The organism is Ereboglobus luteus (genome assembly GCF_003096195.1).
GTDB lineage: Bacteria > Verrucomicrobiota > Verrucomicrobiia > Opitutales > Opitutaceae > Ereboglobus > Ereboglobus luteus.
The window spans coordinates 426489-445005 of sequence record NZ_CP023004.1 but is presented as its reverse complement, the minus strand read 5'-3'; the positions used below and the strand labels follow the sequence as shown (position 1 = coordinate 445005).

Below are 18517 nucleotides of genomic sequence, written 5' to 3'. Positions count from 1 at the left end.
AACATGCCTCGCCCGCTTGTGTCTTCTATTCTGGCCGCGTGCCTTTTTTCGTCCGCGCTGGCCGCCTCGCCCGCGCCGCTCAACAACCGCGCGCCGTTGGTGCAAAAACCCTACGTTGAAATGCCGCTGGGCAGCATCAAGGCGAAAGGCTGGTTGCAGGAAATGCTGCTCCGCCAGAAGTCCGGCGCCACGGGGCAAATGGACACGCTTTACCCGCAAGTCATGGGCCCGCGCAACGGCTGGCTCGGCGGCGACGGCGACCAGTGGGAGCGCGGTCCCTACTGGATCGACGGCCTCCTGCCGCTCGCTTACCTGCTGGACGACCAGGCGCTGAAGGACAAGGTTCGCCCGTGGATCGAGTGGGCGCTCGCCAGCCAGCGCGAGGACGGCTATTTCGGCCCGGCCACGGACTACGCCGCGGAGTTCGGTTTGCAGCGCAACAACTCCGCCGACTGGTGGCCGCGCATGGTCGTCCTCAAAATCCTGCAACAGCATTACTCCGCCACGGGCGACGAGCGGGTGCCCCCGTTCATGACAAAGTATTTCCAGTATCAACTGAAAACCCTGCCCAATTACCCGCTTGGCCGCTGGACTTTCTGGGCCGAATACCGCGTGTGCGACAATCTCCAGGCCGTGTATTGGCTGTATAACATCACCGGCGACGCGTTCCTCCTCGACCTCGCCAGGCTCCTGCACCGGCAGGGCGTTGATTACACAAGCGCGTTTCTCAAGGGCGACATGCTCTCGCAGGTGGACACCATCCACTGCGTCAACCTCGCCCAGGGTATCAAGACGCCGATTGTGTATTACCAGCAGCAGCCCGAAAAAAAGCACCTCGACGCGGTGAAAAAAGCCCTCGCCGACATTCGCCGTTTCAGCGGGCAGGCGCAGGGCATGTATGGCGGCGACGAGGCGCTTCGCGGCGGCGATCCCACGCACGGCTCGGAGCTCTGCTCGGCGGTCGAGTTCATGTATTCGCTCGAAGTCATGCTCGGCATAACCGGCGACACGGAATTCGCCGATCGCCTGGAACGCGTCGCCTTCAACGCGCTGCCCGCGCAAATCGCCGACGACTTCATGACCAAACAGTATTTCCAGCAGGCCAACCAGGTCATGTGCACGCGCCATGCGCGAAACTTCAACGTCGAGAACGGCGGCACCAACCTCGTCTTCGGCCTGATCACCGGCTATCCCTGCTGCGCCTCGAACATGCACCAAGGCTGGCCCAAGTTCACCCAGCACCTCTGGCACGCCACGCCCGACCGCGGCTTGGCCGCGCTCGTTTACGCGCCCTCCGAAATCACCGCCGCCGTTGCCGACGGACGCCGCGTGAAAATAACCGAGGACACCCGTTATCCCATGGACGACACGATTCGCTTCACCGTGCGCTTCGCCGACGACGCGACCGGCGCCGTCGCGTTTCCCCTGCACCTGCGCATTCCCGGCTGGTGTGAAAACGCGTCCATCACGGTTAACGGCGCGCCCGTGTTTGCCGCGCCCGCCGGCGGCATCGCCGTGGTTTCGCGCGCATGGTCGGACGGCGATTGCGTGGAACTGCGCCTGCCCATGGAGGTGCGCGTCTCCGCCTGGTATGAAAACTCCGTCGCGGTCGAGCGCGGCCCGCTCGTATATGCGCTGCGGTTGACCGAGCAATGGACGCGCAAGAGTTTCCCCGAGCGCGACACGGCCGAGTTCGGCGAGGAATATTACGAAGTCACCACACCCGACAAATGGAACTACGCGCTCGTCAGCTTTGACCGGAAAAAACCGGCGACGGCCTTCAAGGTCGAGATCGACCCTGAGAAACAAAAGGCGGATTATTTTTGGAATCCCGAAAACGCCCCCGTCCAAATCAAGGCGCGCGTGCGCGAGATTCCCCAATGGGGCTTGTATAACGAAAGCGCCGGCCCGATCCCGCACTCGCACCGCAACCCGCGTCCCGCGCGCGGCCCGGAGGGCGGGGAGGTCACGTTGATTCCCTACGGCTGCACCACGCTTAGAATTTCGCAATTCCCCGTGGTCAGATGAGCCGCGCCGCCCAGTCGCTTCCCAACCGCTTCACACCATTGCAATGAAACACACCGCCTTCCCGATTTTCGTCATCTCGCTCGCGCTTTCATGCGCCGTTTCCGCCGCCGCGCCCGACCCGTGGGCGCCCGCCGGAAACCGCATCAAGACGCCCTGGGCCGGACAAGTCTCGTCCGCGAATCCACTTCCCGAGTATCCGCGACCCCGCATGGTTCGCACGGACTGGCAGAACCTTAACGGCTTGTGGGATTATGCCATCAAGCCGAAGGGAGCCGCCCGTCCCGCGACTTTCGACGGCAGGATACTCGTTCCATTTCCCGTCGAATCCTCGCTCTCCGGCGTCCAGCGCGAGGTCGGCCCGGACAACGAGCTTTGGTATAAGCTGGAGTTCACCGTTCCCTCCGCCGCCGCGTGGAAAGGGAAAAACGTGCTCCTGCATTTTGGCGCGGTTGACTGGCGCGCCGATGTGTATGTCAACGGCGACCCCGTCGGCTCGCACACCGGCGGCTTTGCGCCGTTCACCTTCGACATCACCCGCAGCCTCAATGCCTCCGGTCCGAACACACTCGTCGTCCGCGTTTGGGACCCGACCGACGCCTCCGACAATCCCGTCGGCAAGCAATCGCGCAACCCTTACAAAATTTGGTATACCGCCGTCACCGGCATCTGGCAAACCGTCTGGCTCGAACCCGTCGCACCCAATCATATCAAGGACATTCAAGCCGTCTCCGACATCGACGCCGGCACACTCGCCGTGACCGTCGACACCGCCGCGTCCGCCACCGTCGAAGTGGAGCTGGTTGACAACAACAAGATCGTCGCCACCGCGCGCGGCAACGCCGGCGAAGCCCTGACGCTCACGTTGAAAAACCCGACGCTCTGGTCGCCGGAAAACCCGAAACTCTACGACCTGCGCGCGCGCCTTCTCTCCGGCGGCAAAACCGCCGACGAAATACGCTCCTACGCCGCCTTCCGCAAAATCTCCATGAAGCGCGACGCCTCCGGCATGGTGCGCATGCAATTGAACGGGAAAAACTATTTTCACTTCGGCCCGCTCGACCAAGGCTGGTGGCCCGACGGCCTCTACACCGCGCCGACCGACGAGGCGCTGTTGTTTGACATTATCAAGACCAAGGAGCTCGGCTTTAACATGATTCGCAAGCACGTGAAAGTGGAGCCGCAGCGCTGGTATTACCACTGTGACCGCGAAGGCATTCTCGTGTGGCAGGACATGCCCAGCACGCACAGCTACGGCCTCGGCGCGAAGTGGGGCCGCAACACGCTCGGCGGCGGAATCGACACGCTGCGCACGCCGCTCTCGAAGGATAATTTCCAAAAGGAATGGGGCGAAATCATGGACTTCTGCAAGGGCCATCCCTCGGTCGTCGTATGGGTGCCGTTCAACGAGGCGTGGGGCCAGTTCGACACGGAAAGAATCGCCAAGTGGACGAAAGAGCGCGATCCCTCGCGCCTCGTCAACGCGGCCAGCGGCGGCAACATGCGCGCGTGCGGCGACATTGTTGACTTCCACCATTACCCGGAGCCGCGGATGTTTCCCGGCTACACAAACCTCGCGCTCGTGCTCGGCGAATACGGCGGCCTCGCCCTTCCGCTGCCCGGCCACCTCTGGCAGCAGGACGACAAGAACTGGGGCTACGGAAAGGTTAAGTTCGCCGGCAAGGACGACCTCACGGCGAAGTATGTTGAATACACAAAAATGCTGAAGGCCATGGTTGCCGAAGGTTATTCCGCCGCCGTTTACACACAGACGACCGACGTCGAAATCGAGGCCAACGGATTCTACACCTACGACCGCAAAATCCTGAAAATGGACGCCGCCGCTGTCCGCGCAGCCAACCGCGCCGTCATCGACGCCCTGCTTGAAAAATAAAAGCATGAAAACCAAACCATCAATTATCCTCCCGCTCATCCTCGCGCTCGCAACCGCCGCGCCCGCGCTGGCGACACCGCTGGTTGACGCCAACTTCGAAGGTCGCCTGCCGCCCAGAATCGCCTTCGCCTTCAATCCCAAGCACTCGATCGACACCACCCGCGCGCACACCGGCAAATCCTCCCTGCGCATCGAGTCCACCGCGGACTGGGGCGGCAGCGCCTTTTTCTCCCTCAGCAACATGATGGACTTCACCACAGACCTGGAGTTTTCCGTGTGGGTCTTCGTGGAAAAAGACGCGATGGTTGACATCTATGTCTCGGCCGATGTCGGCGAGGGTGTGGGGCGCCAAAGCATTCTCAACGTCGGCAGCCACATCAAGCCGGGCGAGTGGAATCTCGTGCGCGGCGTCCTGCGCGCCTCCGACTGGCATCCGGCGGACAGGGATGTCTCCCTCAACTTCAAGGTCAAGGGCGTCGCGTGGTTCGACGACCTCTCGGTCAATATCGGCGATTTGTCGGGACTCCCCGGCGATGTTTGGCCCAAGGTCGAAACCGCCGTCAACAAAGCCGCCGCGCGCCGCGTCACCGCGCTCGCACCCGGCGCCGCCGTCACGCTCGACGCCCGCAACGCCGCTTTCCTTTCCGACACCGTCTCCACGGACATCGCCGCGCCCTCCTCGCCCGGAACGATCATCCCCGCCGAGGGCATGCTGGTTTTTGCGGTCGACGCCAGGGAGGATATCAACGTCACCGGTTCCGTCCAACTTGAGCCCGACGCCGATCTGCGCCCCGGACTCCGCGCCTATGTGCTCGCGGACGACACCATCGTCGCCGCCCCCAACATCGCCACCGCCACTCCGTGGCGCGCGACCTACACTCACGGACGCCCCGCGGCGGCGCCCGAAGTGCGCGGCGAACGTCCGCCCGCCGAAATCCAGCTCAACAAGTTTCGCCTCTCCAAGGGGCGCCACTACATCGCCGTTGCCGGTCCGCATTTCCGCCCCGCCGGTCTTTTCAAGAAACTCGAACTGCGCGCCGACGCTGCTCCCGCCCAAAAACCGTTGCACACTTTCGCCCTCCTCACCGACCCGCATCTCGGCACCGGTCGCTTCGAATGGGCCAACACCAAAATCATGGGCGCCAGCGCCGGCGAACTCGAAACCACTTTCCGGCAGCTCAAGCGCCAGGGCGTCGAATACGCCATCGTTGCCGGCGACATGACCGACTACGGCCACTCCCGCCAATACAAGGACTTCGCCCGCGCTGTCAAACGCGGCGGCCTGCCCGTATACGCCTGTGTCGGCAACCACGACACCTTTTCCCAAAAGTCCCGCGAGCACATCGCCGACTTCATTCCAAAACTCTTTCCCGACGGTCCCGAAAAAACCGACTACGCCTTCACGCGCGCGCCCCTGCGCTTCATCGTTCTCGACGGCTCGTGGTGGCGCGGCAAGGACGGCTCGGTCACGGACCACCGGACGGGCGGGCGCGGCACATCCCTCCGCGACGGCGCGCTCGACTGGCTCCGCGCCACGCTCGCCGCCGACACCAAGACACCCACCATCGTCGTTTCTCATTATGAATTTTATCTCGCGCGGGGCGTCTCGTCGAGCGGCTGCGACCTCGGTGACCCGCTGCTGAACAAGGACGTGATGGATATCCTCGAGGCGACGCCCAACGTCATCGCCACCTTCAACGGGCATTTTCACAACAACGAGGTCGCCGTGCGCAACGGCATTGTCTGCATCCAAACCCCCGCCTTTGTCGAGTGGCCCAACGCCTACCGTGTTTTCCGCGTCTATGCCGACCGCGTCGAATGGGAAATGCGCCAGATTTCCAACCGCGGCCTGATCCGCGAAAGCGCGCTCCCAAAGCACGCCCTTTTCCACATGCTCTCCACTCACGAAGGCGACCTCGCCGGAATAATTCCCCTCGCGCCGCCGGCCAGATAATTAATCCGTCACACTCCCGGTTCACACCTCTCGCCGATTCTTTTTTATCATGAACACCCATCCCGTTGCCGATTCCACCTCCCGCCGCTTCCGGCATTATACATTCTTCATTCTTCATTTTGCATTAGCCGCGCTCTGCGCGGCGCAAACGCGCGACGACAACCGCCGCCTCATCTGGACGGGCTCCGCCGGCGCCGAGTGGAGCGGCTCCTCTTGGAAAACGACCGGCTCGTTCCTCAGTTACGCGAACTCCGCCACCGCCACCTGGTCGCCCGTCCCCGACCTGGCGGTTTCCTCGATGCCATTCCTCGGGGGCGACTCTGTTATTTTTGACGACACCGGCGATTCCTCGACCCGCGACATCACCATCGCCGACGAGGGCGTGGTTGTTTCCGACATGGTTGTGTCCGGCGCGGGCGACTACACGTTCTCCGGCGGCGCAATCACCGCCAGCAGTTCCTCCCTCACGCCAAACACCTACCAACTCACCCAGACCGGCGTCGTCCCCGGCGGGCGACTCCTCAAGGTCGGCGCGGGCACGCTCACCTTTTCAAACACCGCCGCCAACACGTTCGAGGGCGGCGTCATTCTCGCGGGCGGTTGTATCGCCATCGCCGACGCCCGGGCCTTCGGCAACAACAGCATTGTCATCACCGCCACTGGCGGCGGCTCCCATTTGACGCCCGCCATCGTCACCGATGCCGCGGGCTCCTTGTTCGACACGCCCCGTCTCACCAGCGGCACGCTCGTGTTTGCCCCCGACTTGCGCCTCGCCGTTGCGGCAGCCGCCGCCGGTCTCGAAATCACCGGGGACATCTTTTTCAACACCGGCTCGCTCGCGGCCACCAACGCCCTCATCACCCTCGACATCGAAGGCGACACCACGATCTCCGGACGCTTTTATGCCGGCACCAACCTATGGAATTCCACCGCCGGCTCCTTCAATAAAACCGGCGCCGGCACGCTCACCCTCACCGGCAGCCTCAACTGGCTTCGCGGCCCCAACACCGTTTCCGAGGGCCGCCTCATCATCACCAACGTCGGCGCCATCGGCTCGGGCGACATCACCATCGGCGCTTCCGGCACGCTCACCATCCAGGGCATCCGCGACGGATCCTCTTTTCCCATGCGCTTTCTCGGTCCCGACGGACGCTTGGAAGTCGTCGATAGCAACGTCGCCTTTAGCTGGCGCGCCGGCACCCTTGTCGGCGACTCCGGCGGCAACACAATCGGCACGCTTGTCGTCACCGCCACCTCGCGCCTCACGGCCTACGCCACCGGCACCAATCGCGGCGCGCTCGGCACCGATGCGACAAGCGTTTTTGTCAGCGACAACTCCACGCTCATCCTCGGGCGCGAAGGCATTGCCGTGAACAGCCCCGTCGGCACGCCGCATCCTGTCAACATCGCCACTGTCGCGGGCAATCTCGACCTCTCCGGCAACAGCACGCTCGTCCTCCTGCCCAACACCAACCTCAAGCTCTCCGGCACGCTCAACATCGACGCCGGCTCGCAAATCGCCCTCACCGGCGGCGGCGTCGCCCGCCTCGAATACGCCGCCGGCCCCGCCGACCCCGACGTGTATGTTCCCGCCGGAATGAGCCTCACCAGCAACGCCACGCCCGTCGGGGCCACCGGAAGGCAATTCGATTACCTCGTCGTCAACCAAGGCGCCAATCCGCTCAAGGACATCGCCATGATGATCGACGCGATTGACGCCGGCATCAGTTCCATCTCCTCCCGTCTCGACAACTATTTCCTCATGCCCGCCGCTGCTCCCGAACCCGGGCGCGGACGCCAGTGGACCAATTCCCTATGGGCGCGTTATTACACCAGCCAGATCGACTACGACACAGTCTCCCCCGAGTTCCCCGGTCACACGGCGGACGTCAACGGCATGCTCGCCGGCATCGACGCCGCGTTCCGCCAGCGCTTCCTCATCGGACTCTACGCCGCCCTCGGCGAGAACAACCTCGACACCACCAACGACACCACCCTCCGCTCCAAACAGCACACCTTCGGCCTCTACACCGCGGTCCGCTTCAAATACGCCTACGCCTCCGTTCACCTCGCGGTTGGCGACACCGACGCCGATTCCTGGCGCCGTGAACCCGCCGGACAAACCCGCGGCGAGTGGACGAACGACTTCGTCACCGCGGGCCTTGAAGTCGGCGCCATTTTCACCCCATGGAAAAACGGTCTTCTCAAGCCTCGCATCGGTCTTCACTACACGGACATCAAAGTTTCCGACTTCAAGGAAAACGGCGTCAGCCCGATGCGGGTTGACGATTTCACCGACTCGCTCACCCGGGCCGACATTGGACTGCAAGCCGCCCAGCGATTCACGATCCCGCTTGTGAAGCTCCCCGCTTCCCTCGGGCTCAACCTTGCATGGAAGCACGCCATGCGCGAACCCCGCGAAACCATCATGGCCGCCTACGCCAGCGCGCCCGAGCTTCCCGCGCAACTCGAACGGGGCGATTACTATCGCGACGCCGCCGTCATCGGTGTGAACTTCCGTGTTTCCTTCCCCCGCAACATTCACGCCGCATTCGATTACGAGCACCAAACCGGCTCCTCTCGCACCGGTAATTTCTTCGGCGCGCTCCTTGGTGTCACGTGGTAATGCGCCGATAAACGCAAAGGCGGCTTTGCCGCCTTCCCGTCCGTTCCATTCTTCCAAAGCGTGGCCGCATCCATGATGACTTTGCGGGCCGACGACTCATTAGCCATAGGATGAGGGATATAAGCAAGGAAGAGGCGCGGTTGCCTGAGCAGTTGCAGACAAACTCACGATGGCATTATGTATGGTAGTTAGGATGAAATCAGGCACTCCTCTTATCTACAGATGGTTCCGGTAAAAAGGTGGGTTTGCCGTTGAGGAGCGATTTTTCCAATATTTGCCTCAGGCATGATTGTTTCACTCTACTCAACGGCAGAGTAACTAAGGTTTTGAAAGTGTGGTGGGTTTGGCCAATGTTCATCATCCATGCTTTTCCCTAAGAATTTCACATGGGGTGTTGCCACCGCCGCTTATCAGATCGAAGGCGCTGCGTCCGTCGACGGGCGCGGGGCGTCAATATGGGATGACTTTTCCCACCAGCCCAAGAAAACGTTCGAGGGGCACACCGGCGATGTGGCGTGCGACCATTATCATCGATATCGCGAGGATGTGGCGCTCATGCGGAAGCTCGGCGTCAATGGTTATCGCTTTTCGCTTTCATGGTCGCGTCTCATTCCCGAGGGCACGGGCAAGCCGAACCCGAAGGGGCTCGCGTTTTATGACCGGCTCATCAATGCGCTGCTTGCCGCCGGCATCACACCGTGGGTGACGCTCTATCATTGGGATTTGCCCAGCGCGCTCCAGCGCCGGGGCGGTTGGCTTAACCGCGATATCGTGGAGTGGTTTGGCGAATACGCGGCGCTTGCGGCTTCGCGTTACGGCGATCGCGTCAAGCACTGGATGACCATAAACGAGCCTCCGTGCATCATCAACACCGGTTACAAGGACGGCACTTTTGCGCCTGGGTTGAAGCTGCCGTTTGCTGAATGTCTTCATGCCGCGCACAATCTGCTTCTCGCACACGGGCGCGGCGTGCAGGCTTTGCGCGCCGGCTGTCAGGGGAAGATCAAGGTCTCCATCGCGCAAACGGGACGCGAGCGCATTCCCGTCACCGAGGGGGCGCGGGATATCGAGGCGGCGCGCGCCGATTATTTTGCGTGCAACGAGCGCGCGCTTTGGAATTTGGGGTGGTGGGCCGATCCGGTTGTGCTTGGAAAATATCCCGAGGACGGGCTGGCGACGTTTGCCGATGCGCTTCCCCGGATCAAGACGGGCGACATGAAGCTCATTTCGCAAAAAATCGATTTTCTTGCCTATAATTGTTATTCCGGCTGGCCGGTTCGCGCCGGTGCGAACGGCAAGGCTGAAAAAATCCCCGGCGAATGGGGCGCGGGCAATCCGCGGGGAACAATCTCGTGGCTCAGTGTTGTGCCGCAGGCTCCGTATTGGGCGGCGAGGTTTCAGACCGGGCGCTACAAGCTGCCGATTGCCTTCACGGAAAACGGCTACTGCAACACCGACTTCGTGCACCTCGACGGCGGCGTGCGCGATCCGCAGCGCATTGATTTCATGACGCGTTATCTCCGCGAGATTCGCCGCGCGTGCGAGGAGGGGTATCCGGTTAATGGATACTTCTATTGGTCGCTTTTGGACAATTTTGAATGGGCCGCGGGTTATCGCGAGCGATTCGGCCTCGTGCATGTTGACTATAACACGCAACGGCGCACGCCGAAGGATTCCTTCGCCTGGTATCGCGATGCGATTCGCTCCAATGGCGCGAATATTTGACGCGCAGCGGCGCGTTTGTTTGCGGCGCGCGCAAACGGCGCTTTGCCATGCGCGCATTTCACTTAACGACACTTAACGATCAAGAAGTGGGGCGTTTGCCGTGGGCGCGGCCTCGGGGCGATTTTTTTGCTGTAAACTCCCCCGGTCGAATCCGAGTGTGGTTTCCCTTTTCCCCTCCCTCAAAACATGCGCTTTTCCCACACATCCCTCGCAGGCACGCTGACCGGGCGGTTTGTCGCGTTTTTGATGTTTGCGACGGGGCTTGGTTTTGCGCAGGGGCAGGACGCGGTTGCGCGCGGTGAAAATTTGCAGGCGGAGGTGGACGCGGCGTGGCGGAGCATGCAAATGGGGCGCTGGGTTGATGCCGGGGAAATGCTCGCCGCGATCAAGCTGGCAACCGGTGATGCCGATTTGCTGAGCCAGGCGCATTTGGCCGAGGGGAACTTGTGGCAGTTTCGGCGGCCGAGCGCGGACATGGCCAGGGCGGCTGCCAGTTACGAGTGGGTTTTGAAAAATCACCCGGACAACAAGCACGCGCCGTGGGCGTTGCTGGCGCTTGCGCGCCTGCCCGGTCTCGATGTGCTCTCACCCAAGCCGGACGAATCGATTCCCCTATACCGGCGCGTGGCCGCCGAATACCCCGATTCCGACGCCGCCCAGGAGGCGATGTTGCATTTGACGCTGGCGCTTTGGAAAGCCGGCGGTGTTGACGGCGCGCGCGAGGGTGTCGCCGAATTGGAACGCTGGCGCGCGGCGCATCCGAATCCGGATTATGCGCTTCACGCGGCGTTGGTGCTGGGAAAACTTTATCGTTATCCGCTCGGGGAATGCGGCCGTGCCGTGACGCATTTGCGCGCGGCGCTCGACACACAAAAGGGTTCCTCGTTTGCGCAGCGCGCGCAAACGTGCTGGACGATTGCGTCGCTTGCCGAGCACGATCTCAAGGACCGCGAAATCGCGATTGAATACTACACGCGGTTCATCCGCGAGTTTCCGAATCACCGCACCACGTTCATGGTCAAGCAAGGGCTGGCCAGGCTGGGCGCGCCGGTGCCGGAGACAAATGATGGCGGGCTGCTCAACAGAACCATCGATGCGCAGCCGCCTGCTTCGGGGCTAACGGCAGGGGGAGTGCCGGAAAACTCAACGCCGTGAAAATATTGGGCAAACTCAAGGGCAAGACGGGGCTCGTGGTGCTGGTTATTGTGTGCGCGCTCGCGTTGGCGCGCGTGCTGGTGTTGCAGTCGCGGGTCAGCGAAATCAGCGGCGTGAAAACCATTCGCATCGCGCACTGGCAGATGGAGGCGGGTGTGCGCGACGCGCTCGATCTTGTCGCGCGGGAATATGAAAAAATCCATCCCGATGTGCGGATTCAGCAAATCGTCATTGGCGAGCGTGGTTACGGTTCGTGGATTACCACGCGGCTGATTGGCGGCACGGCTCCGGACTTGGTCGCGATGGGATCGATGGACCGGCGCATGATGATTCCGTTGTTGCAGCGTTACTTCATTCCGCTTTCCGAGGAGATAACGAAGCCGAATCCTTACAATCGTGGCACGCCGCTGGAGGGAGTGCCGTGGAAGCTGACTTTTTATGACAACATGGAGGGCGGCGCCGCGAGCGGCGCGAGCTCCGGCGGCTGTTACATTCCCGAGTTGATGGATTATTACCGCATACCCTCGTCGGCATTCACGCTCCGTTTGTTTTATAATAAAAACCTGCTGCGCGAGGCCACGGGGCTCGATGCGCCGCCGTCCGATTTTCGCGGGTTCCTCGCCGCGTGCGAAAAAATAAAGGAATACGGCAAGTCGAAGGGCGTCTGGCTTTATCCAATCGCGGGCACGGCGAGCAAATACAACACGAAGATTTTATGGGGGCGCTTTGACCAGGCGGTTGGCAGCACGCTCATAAACGTGACCGATGTGAACCGCGACAGCGACCTTTCGCCCGAGGAGTCCGTGATCGCGCTGGCCGGCGGCGCCGTTGATTTTCGCGATCCGCGCATTCGCGCGATGATGCGCGGGCGCGAATACTACAGGGCGCAGTTTCAGCCGGCGTTTTTTGCCGCCGACCGGATGGACGCCGCGTTTTTGTTTTTGCAGCAAAAAGCGCTCATGATCGCCAGCGGCTCGTGGGATGCGGGCAGCTATGTGCAGCAGGCTGATTTTGAAATCGGCGTGTGCGACTTTCCGCTGCCGTCGGCCGACGACCCGGAGTTTGGCGAATTTGTGGAGGGCCCGGCGGCGGAGGAATTGCAGGGGGAGTTTTCCTTCAGCGTCAACGCGACCACGCCCCATCGCGCCGAGGCATTGGATTTTTTGCGCTTTCTATCGAGCCAGAAAATGAACGCCGCGCTTAACAAGCGCGCGAACTGGATTCCCATGGTGCGGGGCAATTATCCCGGGGAATTCATCGCGTCGTTCCTGCCGCATCCCGAGGGGTGAAGGAGGGGCTTCGCATCGAGGTGGGCGGGCGGAATCTTCAGCGCTACGAGGAGCTCATTAATTTGGTTGCCGCCGGGCGGCTGGATTTCGACGGATTTGTCGATCAATACACGCCGACATTTTTGCTGAACGCCGACGAGTGGATGCTCCTTGATCGCACGCGCACCGCGCAACTCGCCGCGCAGCAGGATGAGTTTGCCCTCACCGCCGAGCGTTTTGTGCCGATGCCGGGGGCGGATCGCACGAGCGTCATGTTGCAAGGCATCCTGTCCCGTGATTTTGAGACGACCGAGTTCACCAAACGCTACGAGGAGGCGCGCGCCCGCTCGCCGCTCGCCAAAAAGACGAAATGAAAAAGCACCTCCGCAATCACTGGAAACTTTACTTCGCCGTGCTGCCCGCGCTGCTGCTCATTTTGGTGTTCGCATATTATCCGGCGGCGAGCGGCGTGTTTCACAGTTTCTTTTTTTGGAACGGGCAGGACATTAGCTATTTTACGGGGCTCGAAAACTACAAGACGCTCTGGATCGACCCGGCGTTCCGGCAGGGCTTCAAGCTCGTGGCGATTCTGGTCGTGGCGAATATATTAAAAATGTTTCCGAGCATTTTCACGGCGGTGTGCATTCATCGCGTCAAGAGCGAGCGCGCGCAATACTGGTATCGCGTGGCCTTCGTCATCCCGATGATCGTGCCGAGCATGGTGTTTATTCTCATCTGGAAACTGTTTTATGATCCCACCATCGGCCCCCTTAACATCCTGCTGAACAAGACCGGGCTGATGAGCGCGCTCGTGTGGCTGGATACGAACATGCTTCACTGGAACAGCTTCACCGAGGGGGGAATCCCGCGTGGCTCGGCGACCCGCATCTCGCGATTCCCGCGCTTTTGTTTTGGGGTTTTCCGTGGGTGGGCGCGTTTGGCGTGCTCGTCTATCTTGCCGGACTTCAAAACATCGGAACCGAGGTTTACGAGGCGGCGGATCTCGATGGCGCGGGCTGGTTCAGAAAATTCTGGTCGATCGAGCTTCCGCTGATTCTTACGCAAGTGCGCATGAACCTTATCGTCGTGTGCATCGGCACGCTTCAGGATTTCAGCACGATCCTGATTCTTTTCGGGGAAAATGGCGGGCCCGGCGGCGTGGTGAGCGTGCCCGGCCTCTACATGTATCGCGTGGCGTTTGCCGAGCAAAAGGCGGGGCTCGCGTGCGCCGCCGGCGTGGTGCTGTTCATGATTATTTACCTGCTCACGCTCGCCAACAACCGCATGCTCAAGGCGCGCCACTAATCCATGACACCATGAAAACATCGCGCCTTTCCGAATACATAAAACACGCGCTGATTCTCCTCGTGCTGGCGTCGGCGCTGCTGCCGCTCTACGTGATGTTCTCCACTGCGTTCAAGAGCAACCGCGAGTTTTTCCAGAATCCCTTCGGACTGCCCCACGAGCTGGTGATGCACAACTGGAGCGTCGGCTGGGCGACCGTGAAGGACTTGCTCGCGACCACGCTCGTCGTGGCGACATTTTCCGTGTTGCTGCGTCTCGCGTTCGCGGTGCCCGCCTCGTATTTTTTCGCCAAGACAAAGCTGCCCGGCAGGGATCTGCTGTGGTTCGTGTTCATGGCGCTGATGATGATGCCGACCGTGGCAAACCTGCTGCCGCTCTACATGCTGCTGCGCGATCTGCACATGCTGAACTCCATCTGGACGGTGTCGGTCGTCATCACGGCCGGGGCGCAGGTCGGCGTTGTTTTCTGGTTGCGGGGATTTGTGGAGGATATCCCGAAGGATCTGTTTGAGGCGGCGGAGATGGACGGCGCGTCGCATTTTTACCAGATGACGCGCATCGTGCTTCCCCTGTGCCGGCCCATTCTCGGCACGCTTGCGGTGACGGGGTTCATCGGCGCGTGGAATGAATTCATGCTGCCGCTCATCATCATCACCGATCCGTGGAAACAAATGCTCAGCGTCGGTCTCATGCAGCTCGAAAGCCTCTACGTGAAGGAATACGGCCAGCTCATGGCGGCCTACGCCATCGCGAGCCTGCCGTTGATCGTGCTTTTTCTTTTCACCATGAGGCTCTTCGTCCGCGGCCTCACCGCCGGCGCCGTGAAGGGCTGAGCCCGTATCCAATATCTCAATACACACAAAACTCTCCAAAACATGGCCCAAGTAAGCATCAAGAAACTCGTGAAAATCTACCCCGAAAAAGGCGGCAGGGGGAACAAGGTTGTGCACGGCATCGATCTCGAAATCCGCGACCGCGAATTCATGGTCCTTGTCGGCCCGTCGGGTTGCGGCAAGTCTACCACGCTGCGCATGATCGCGGGGCTCGAGGATATTTCCGGGGGCGAGATCAGCATCGACGGGCGGGTCATCAACGACGTGCTGCCGAAGGATCGCGACATCGCGATGGTTTTTCAAAACTACGCGCTCTATCCGCACATGACCGTGTATGACAACATGGCGTTCGGCCTGAAGCTGCGCAAATTCTCCCGCGCCGAGATCGACGCTCGCGTGCGCGAAGCCTCAGCCATGCTCGGCCTTGATCCGTATCTGGAGCGCCTGCCCAAGGCGCTTTCGGGCGGGCAGCGCCAGCGCGTCGCCGTCGGCCGTGCGATCGTGCGCAGGCCCAAGGTTTTTCTTTTCGACGAACCGCTCTCCAACCTCGATGCGAAGATGCGCGTTTCCACCCGCACGGAAATCTCGCGCCTTCACGAGCGCCTCGGCGCGACGATGATCTACGTGACGCATGACCAAGTCGAGGCCATGACGATGGGCGACCGCATTTGCGTGATGAAGGACGGTCATATCATGCAGGTCGCCGAACCGCTCGAACTCTACAACCGCCCCGCGAATGTTTTTGTCGCCGGCTTTATCGGTTCGCCGCAGATGAATTTTTTCCGGGGAAAAATCGTTCCTCAAAACAGCGGGCTGCGCTTTGTTGAAAACGGCGGCGCGCCCGCCTCGGTTTCTTTCGAGCTGACCGACTCGCAAAAAAACACGATGAGCGCGCGGCAGGGCGGGGAGGTTATCTTCGGCGTGCGGCCTGAAAACATAAGCATCGCCACGGATGGTTTGCCCGCGCATGCGCGCGCCAATGTCGATATTTGCGAGCCGATGGGCTCGGAGACGTATGTGTATCTTCACAATGGCGACACGCCCATCATCGCGCGCATGCCGCCGACGGTGAAATACGCCGCAAACGAGACATGCGCGCTACATTTCGACATGGGCGCGGCGCACTTTTTCGATGCCGAAACCGAACAGGCAATTTGCTGATATCATGACAACACACTCATCCAACCCCGCCCGCGTTGAACTGACTCCGGGCGGGCTGATTAATCTTGGGGAATCCGTTCATATCTCCGCCGGCACCGGGGGCGAACTTGTGGTTCGGCGCGGCGAGGCGGGCGCGTTTGCCGAGGTCGTCCGAACAAGACTCGCCGCCGCCGGTGACTGGCGCTGGACGCCGCCGGACTGCGGCATGTTTCTTGTTGAGTTTGCCCCCGATGGCGCGGGCGAAACACTGCGCCGTCCGCTCGCCGTGGTCACGCGCGAGTGGGCCGTCTGCCAGATTACCGTGGGCAGTTTCACGAGCGAGGATTTTGCGGACACAATACACGGCGCCGGAGTCGCGGCTGATTATTATATAACGGGATTTCCCGCCCGGCGCGCCGCTGATTTCAGTTGTTCCGATCCGCGCTGGCCCGCTTATGAGCGGCTGCACGGCGACGCGATTCACCCGCACGTGATGGCTGATGCCTTTGGCGATATCGACGCCGCGCTTGATTGCGATGATCCCAACTGGGATTCGCTTTCGCCCGGGGAAATCGACGCGCGTTTGCGCGGGCTTCAGTCGTGGTGGCTCCGTGCCGGGTTTGCGCCGCTGGACCGCATCGCCAGCTACACGCCGTCCAATCCGTTTGTCGAGGCGTGCGGCCGCATGGGAATCGGCGTGCTCCATTCTCTTGTGCCGGAGCAAAACTGGTCGGACGGCGACTGGTCGATCAACCACTGGGGCATGCCGACCGCGCCGTTCTGGATTGCGACCGACGATTATCGCAAATGCGGCGCGCGCGATGATCGCGCCGCGACGGGAGGCGCGCCCGTGCTCGGCTTCACGATGAACCATTATCACGTGCTCTCGCCGCACCTCACGCATTGGGGGGATTTTGTTTTGTCACCGTCGCATTTCACCCGATGGATTCGCGCGGCGGACGCGGGCGATGAATCGCTTCGCTTCAGGCAATTTCTCACGGACACAGTGCGCGGTGGAACCGCGCTTGGCGACGCGCCGTTTTTCTTTGTCGCGGGATTCGAGTTTGGCCGGACCTTCGGCACCGCCGACATGACCGGATGGAATCGCGCCGGTTTGCGGCGGCTCTTTGAGCTGGCGCGCACGGAAAAACTCGTCTTCGCGACCAGCCGCGATGTTTACGCCTACCACCGGCGGCATGTGCCCGCCTTGGCCGAGCGCGTGTTTCGCCAGCGCGATTCGTGGATGGGCGTCACCGTGAACGGCAAGCCCGGCCAGTGCGGTGATGCCGTCATCATCGAGCGCGCCGGTTACAAGGCAGCCATGCGCGAAAACGCCGCGCTGCCGTGGATGTATTACGATTATCGCGAGACGTGGCGTTTTGCGACAAACGACATTCATGCGCCCAATGACCGCGCAGTTGATTGCGCCGCGGAGTTGGACGCGCGGTTTTCGCCCTCGGGCGATGCGGTTGAGATTTCCGCGGCACGGCCTTTGACGCGCGCGATTCCCGTGGCGTTTTGGGATGCCAAACTCGCGGACAACGAAAATCTTTTCGCGAAACTTTCACTCGCTCCGCTCGACGATGGCCGCGAAGTCGCCGTGATCGAGATTCCCGCCGGCTGGCAGGGCAGGGCGTCGATTGCGTTGCGTCCGCAGGCTGCACGCTCCGCGCGACGTGACGAGGGCCGCTGGCACTTGCAGGCGTTTGGTTCGCAAGGGGGCAATGGCTTCCCTCGCCATGTTTACTTGCATCTTGACGCCGCGCTTATGAGCGACACGCCGGTGACAGTGACGCTGAAAAAAAACGCCCGTGTCGAAGGCGCGGGCGCGGCCTCCGATTCGTTTCCAAGGGATGTGCCCGCCGGTCCCGTCACTCTCGATTTCGGTCCGCTCAAACCGTGGTATCGTTTCATGGATTGCGAGCCGGCGGATATTATTCCGCCAGCGGACGAGGAAACAGCGCGGATGATCGCCCCCGCCGTTCTGCCACCGCAGGGCGAGTGCGAAAAACAAATCGCCGCCGCCAATGCCGCGCTTGGCGGGCGGGCGCGCGCGCATCCGGCGCTTGCGGGCCGCAAGCTGCTTTACGAAATGTATTGCGGGGCCGCGCTTCCGCATGGCACGCGCAGCCGCGCCGAGGCGCACGACATGCCCGTGATTCATCCCGGCGGCGACGGCGTCTCCGCGAAAGAATTTGCGGATGGCGTCATGGCTTTCGCGCCCGGTCGCGCGGTGTGGTATCACCCGCGCGGGCTGACTTTTCGTATTTACGGTTTGGATGCACTCGCGAAGGCGAATCCATCCCGCAAATGGACAATCTTGCTTCATTCATTTTCGCCGCTCGGGGATGAAATGCGCTATCAAGTTTCAATCGAAACGGAACGTCGCTCGTGCGGACAGTGGATTGTGCCGTCTTACGACGCGGGCGGGGCGTTTTTTGCGATCCAGACGACTCCGGCGGATCTGGACGCGAGAGGCCGGCTCACGATCAAGCTGCAGACGGATCAAAAACAGATTCTATATTGGTGGAGGGAAAAGGGCTTTGTCGCCGCGCTCCATGCGTTGTGGGTTGCGGAGGCGGTTGAATAATT

12 protein-coding genes are annotated in these 18517 nt (G+C 61.5%); all 12 read left to right on the top strand.

Translation table 11 applies throughout. The annotated features are described in order from the left end of the window. Window positions 1–3: 3 nt before the first annotated feature. Window positions 4–2028 carry a beta-L-arabinofuranosidase domain-containing protein gene (locus CKA38_RS01765; protein ID WP_108826352.1) on the top strand — a complete coding sequence of 675 codons (2025 nt, stop codon included), beginning with the start codon at window positions 4–6 and terminating at the stop codon, window positions 2026–2028. Window positions 2029–2071: 43 nt separating this feature from the next. Then, window positions 2072–3919 carry a glycoside hydrolase family 2 protein gene (locus CKA38_RS01760; RefSeq protein WP_108823964.1) on the top strand — a complete coding sequence of 616 codons (1848 nt, stop codon included), beginning with the start codon at window positions 2072–2074 and terminating at the stop codon, window positions 3917–3919. Between the two features lie 4 nt (window positions 3920–3923). Beyond that, window positions 3924–5873, top strand: coding sequence for a metallophosphoesterase family protein (locus tag CKA38_RS01755; RefSeq protein ID WP_108823963.1), 1950 nt, complete (start codon window positions 3924–3926; stop codon window positions 5871–5873). Between the two features lie 49 nt (window positions 5874–5922). Next, a complete protein-coding gene (locus tag CKA38_RS01750) occupies window positions 5923–8499 on the top strand; it encodes an autotransporter outer membrane beta-barrel domain-containing protein (protein ID WP_108823962.1) in 2577 nt (858 codons plus the stop codon). 363 nt (window positions 8500–8862) lie between these two features. Then, window positions 8863–10224 (top strand): GH1 family beta-glucosidase, encoded by a 1362-nt coding sequence (locus tag CKA38_RS01745; protein WP_108823961.1) that lies wholly within the window; start codon window positions 8863–8865, stop codon window positions 10222–10224. 186 nt (window positions 10225–10410) lie between these two features. Further along, entirely contained in the window at window positions 10411–11379 is a 969-nt protein-coding gene (locus CKA38_RS01740; RefSeq protein WP_108823960.1) for a tetratricopeptide repeat protein, read from the top strand. After that, complete coding sequence (locus CKA38_RS01735; RefSeq protein WP_108823959.1) at window positions 11376–12668, top strand: ABC transporter substrate-binding protein; 1293 nt, start codon at window positions 11376–11378, stop codon at window positions 12666–12668. The genes CKA38_RS01740 and CKA38_RS01735 overlap by 4 nt, the downstream gene beginning before the upstream one ends. Beyond that, window positions 12665–13021: a hypothetical protein gene (locus CKA38_RS01730; RefSeq protein WP_108823958.1), complete on the top strand. Its 357-nt coding sequence runs from the start codon at window positions 12665–12667 to the stop codon at window positions 13019–13021. The genes CKA38_RS01735 and CKA38_RS01730 overlap by 4 nt, the downstream gene beginning before the upstream one ends. Before the next feature lie 553 nt (window positions 13022–13574). Continuing rightward, entirely contained in the window at window positions 13575–13952 is a 378-nt protein-coding gene (locus CKA38_RS16165; RefSeq protein ID WP_236919098.1) for a carbohydrate ABC transporter permease, read from the top strand. Window positions 13953–13963: 11 nt separating this feature from the next. Beyond that, window positions 13964–14785 (top strand): carbohydrate ABC transporter permease, encoded by an 822-nt coding sequence (locus CKA38_RS01720; RefSeq protein ID WP_108823957.1) that lies wholly within the window; start codon window positions 13964–13966, stop codon window positions 14783–14785. 42 nt (window positions 14786–14827) lie between these two features. Then, window positions 14828–15946 carry an ABC transporter ATP-binding protein gene (locus tag CKA38_RS01715; RefSeq protein ID WP_108823956.1) on the top strand — a complete coding sequence of 373 codons (1119 nt, stop codon included), beginning with the start codon at window positions 14828–14830 and terminating at the stop codon, window positions 15944–15946. A 4-nt stretch (window positions 15947–15950) separates the two neighbouring features. Beyond that, window positions 15951–18515 carry a hypothetical protein gene (locus CKA38_RS01710; protein ID WP_152032614.1) on the top strand — a complete coding sequence of 855 codons (2565 nt, stop codon included), beginning with the start codon at window positions 15951–15953 and terminating at the stop codon, window positions 18513–18515. The last annotated feature ends 2 nt before the right edge of the window (window positions 18516–18517 follow it).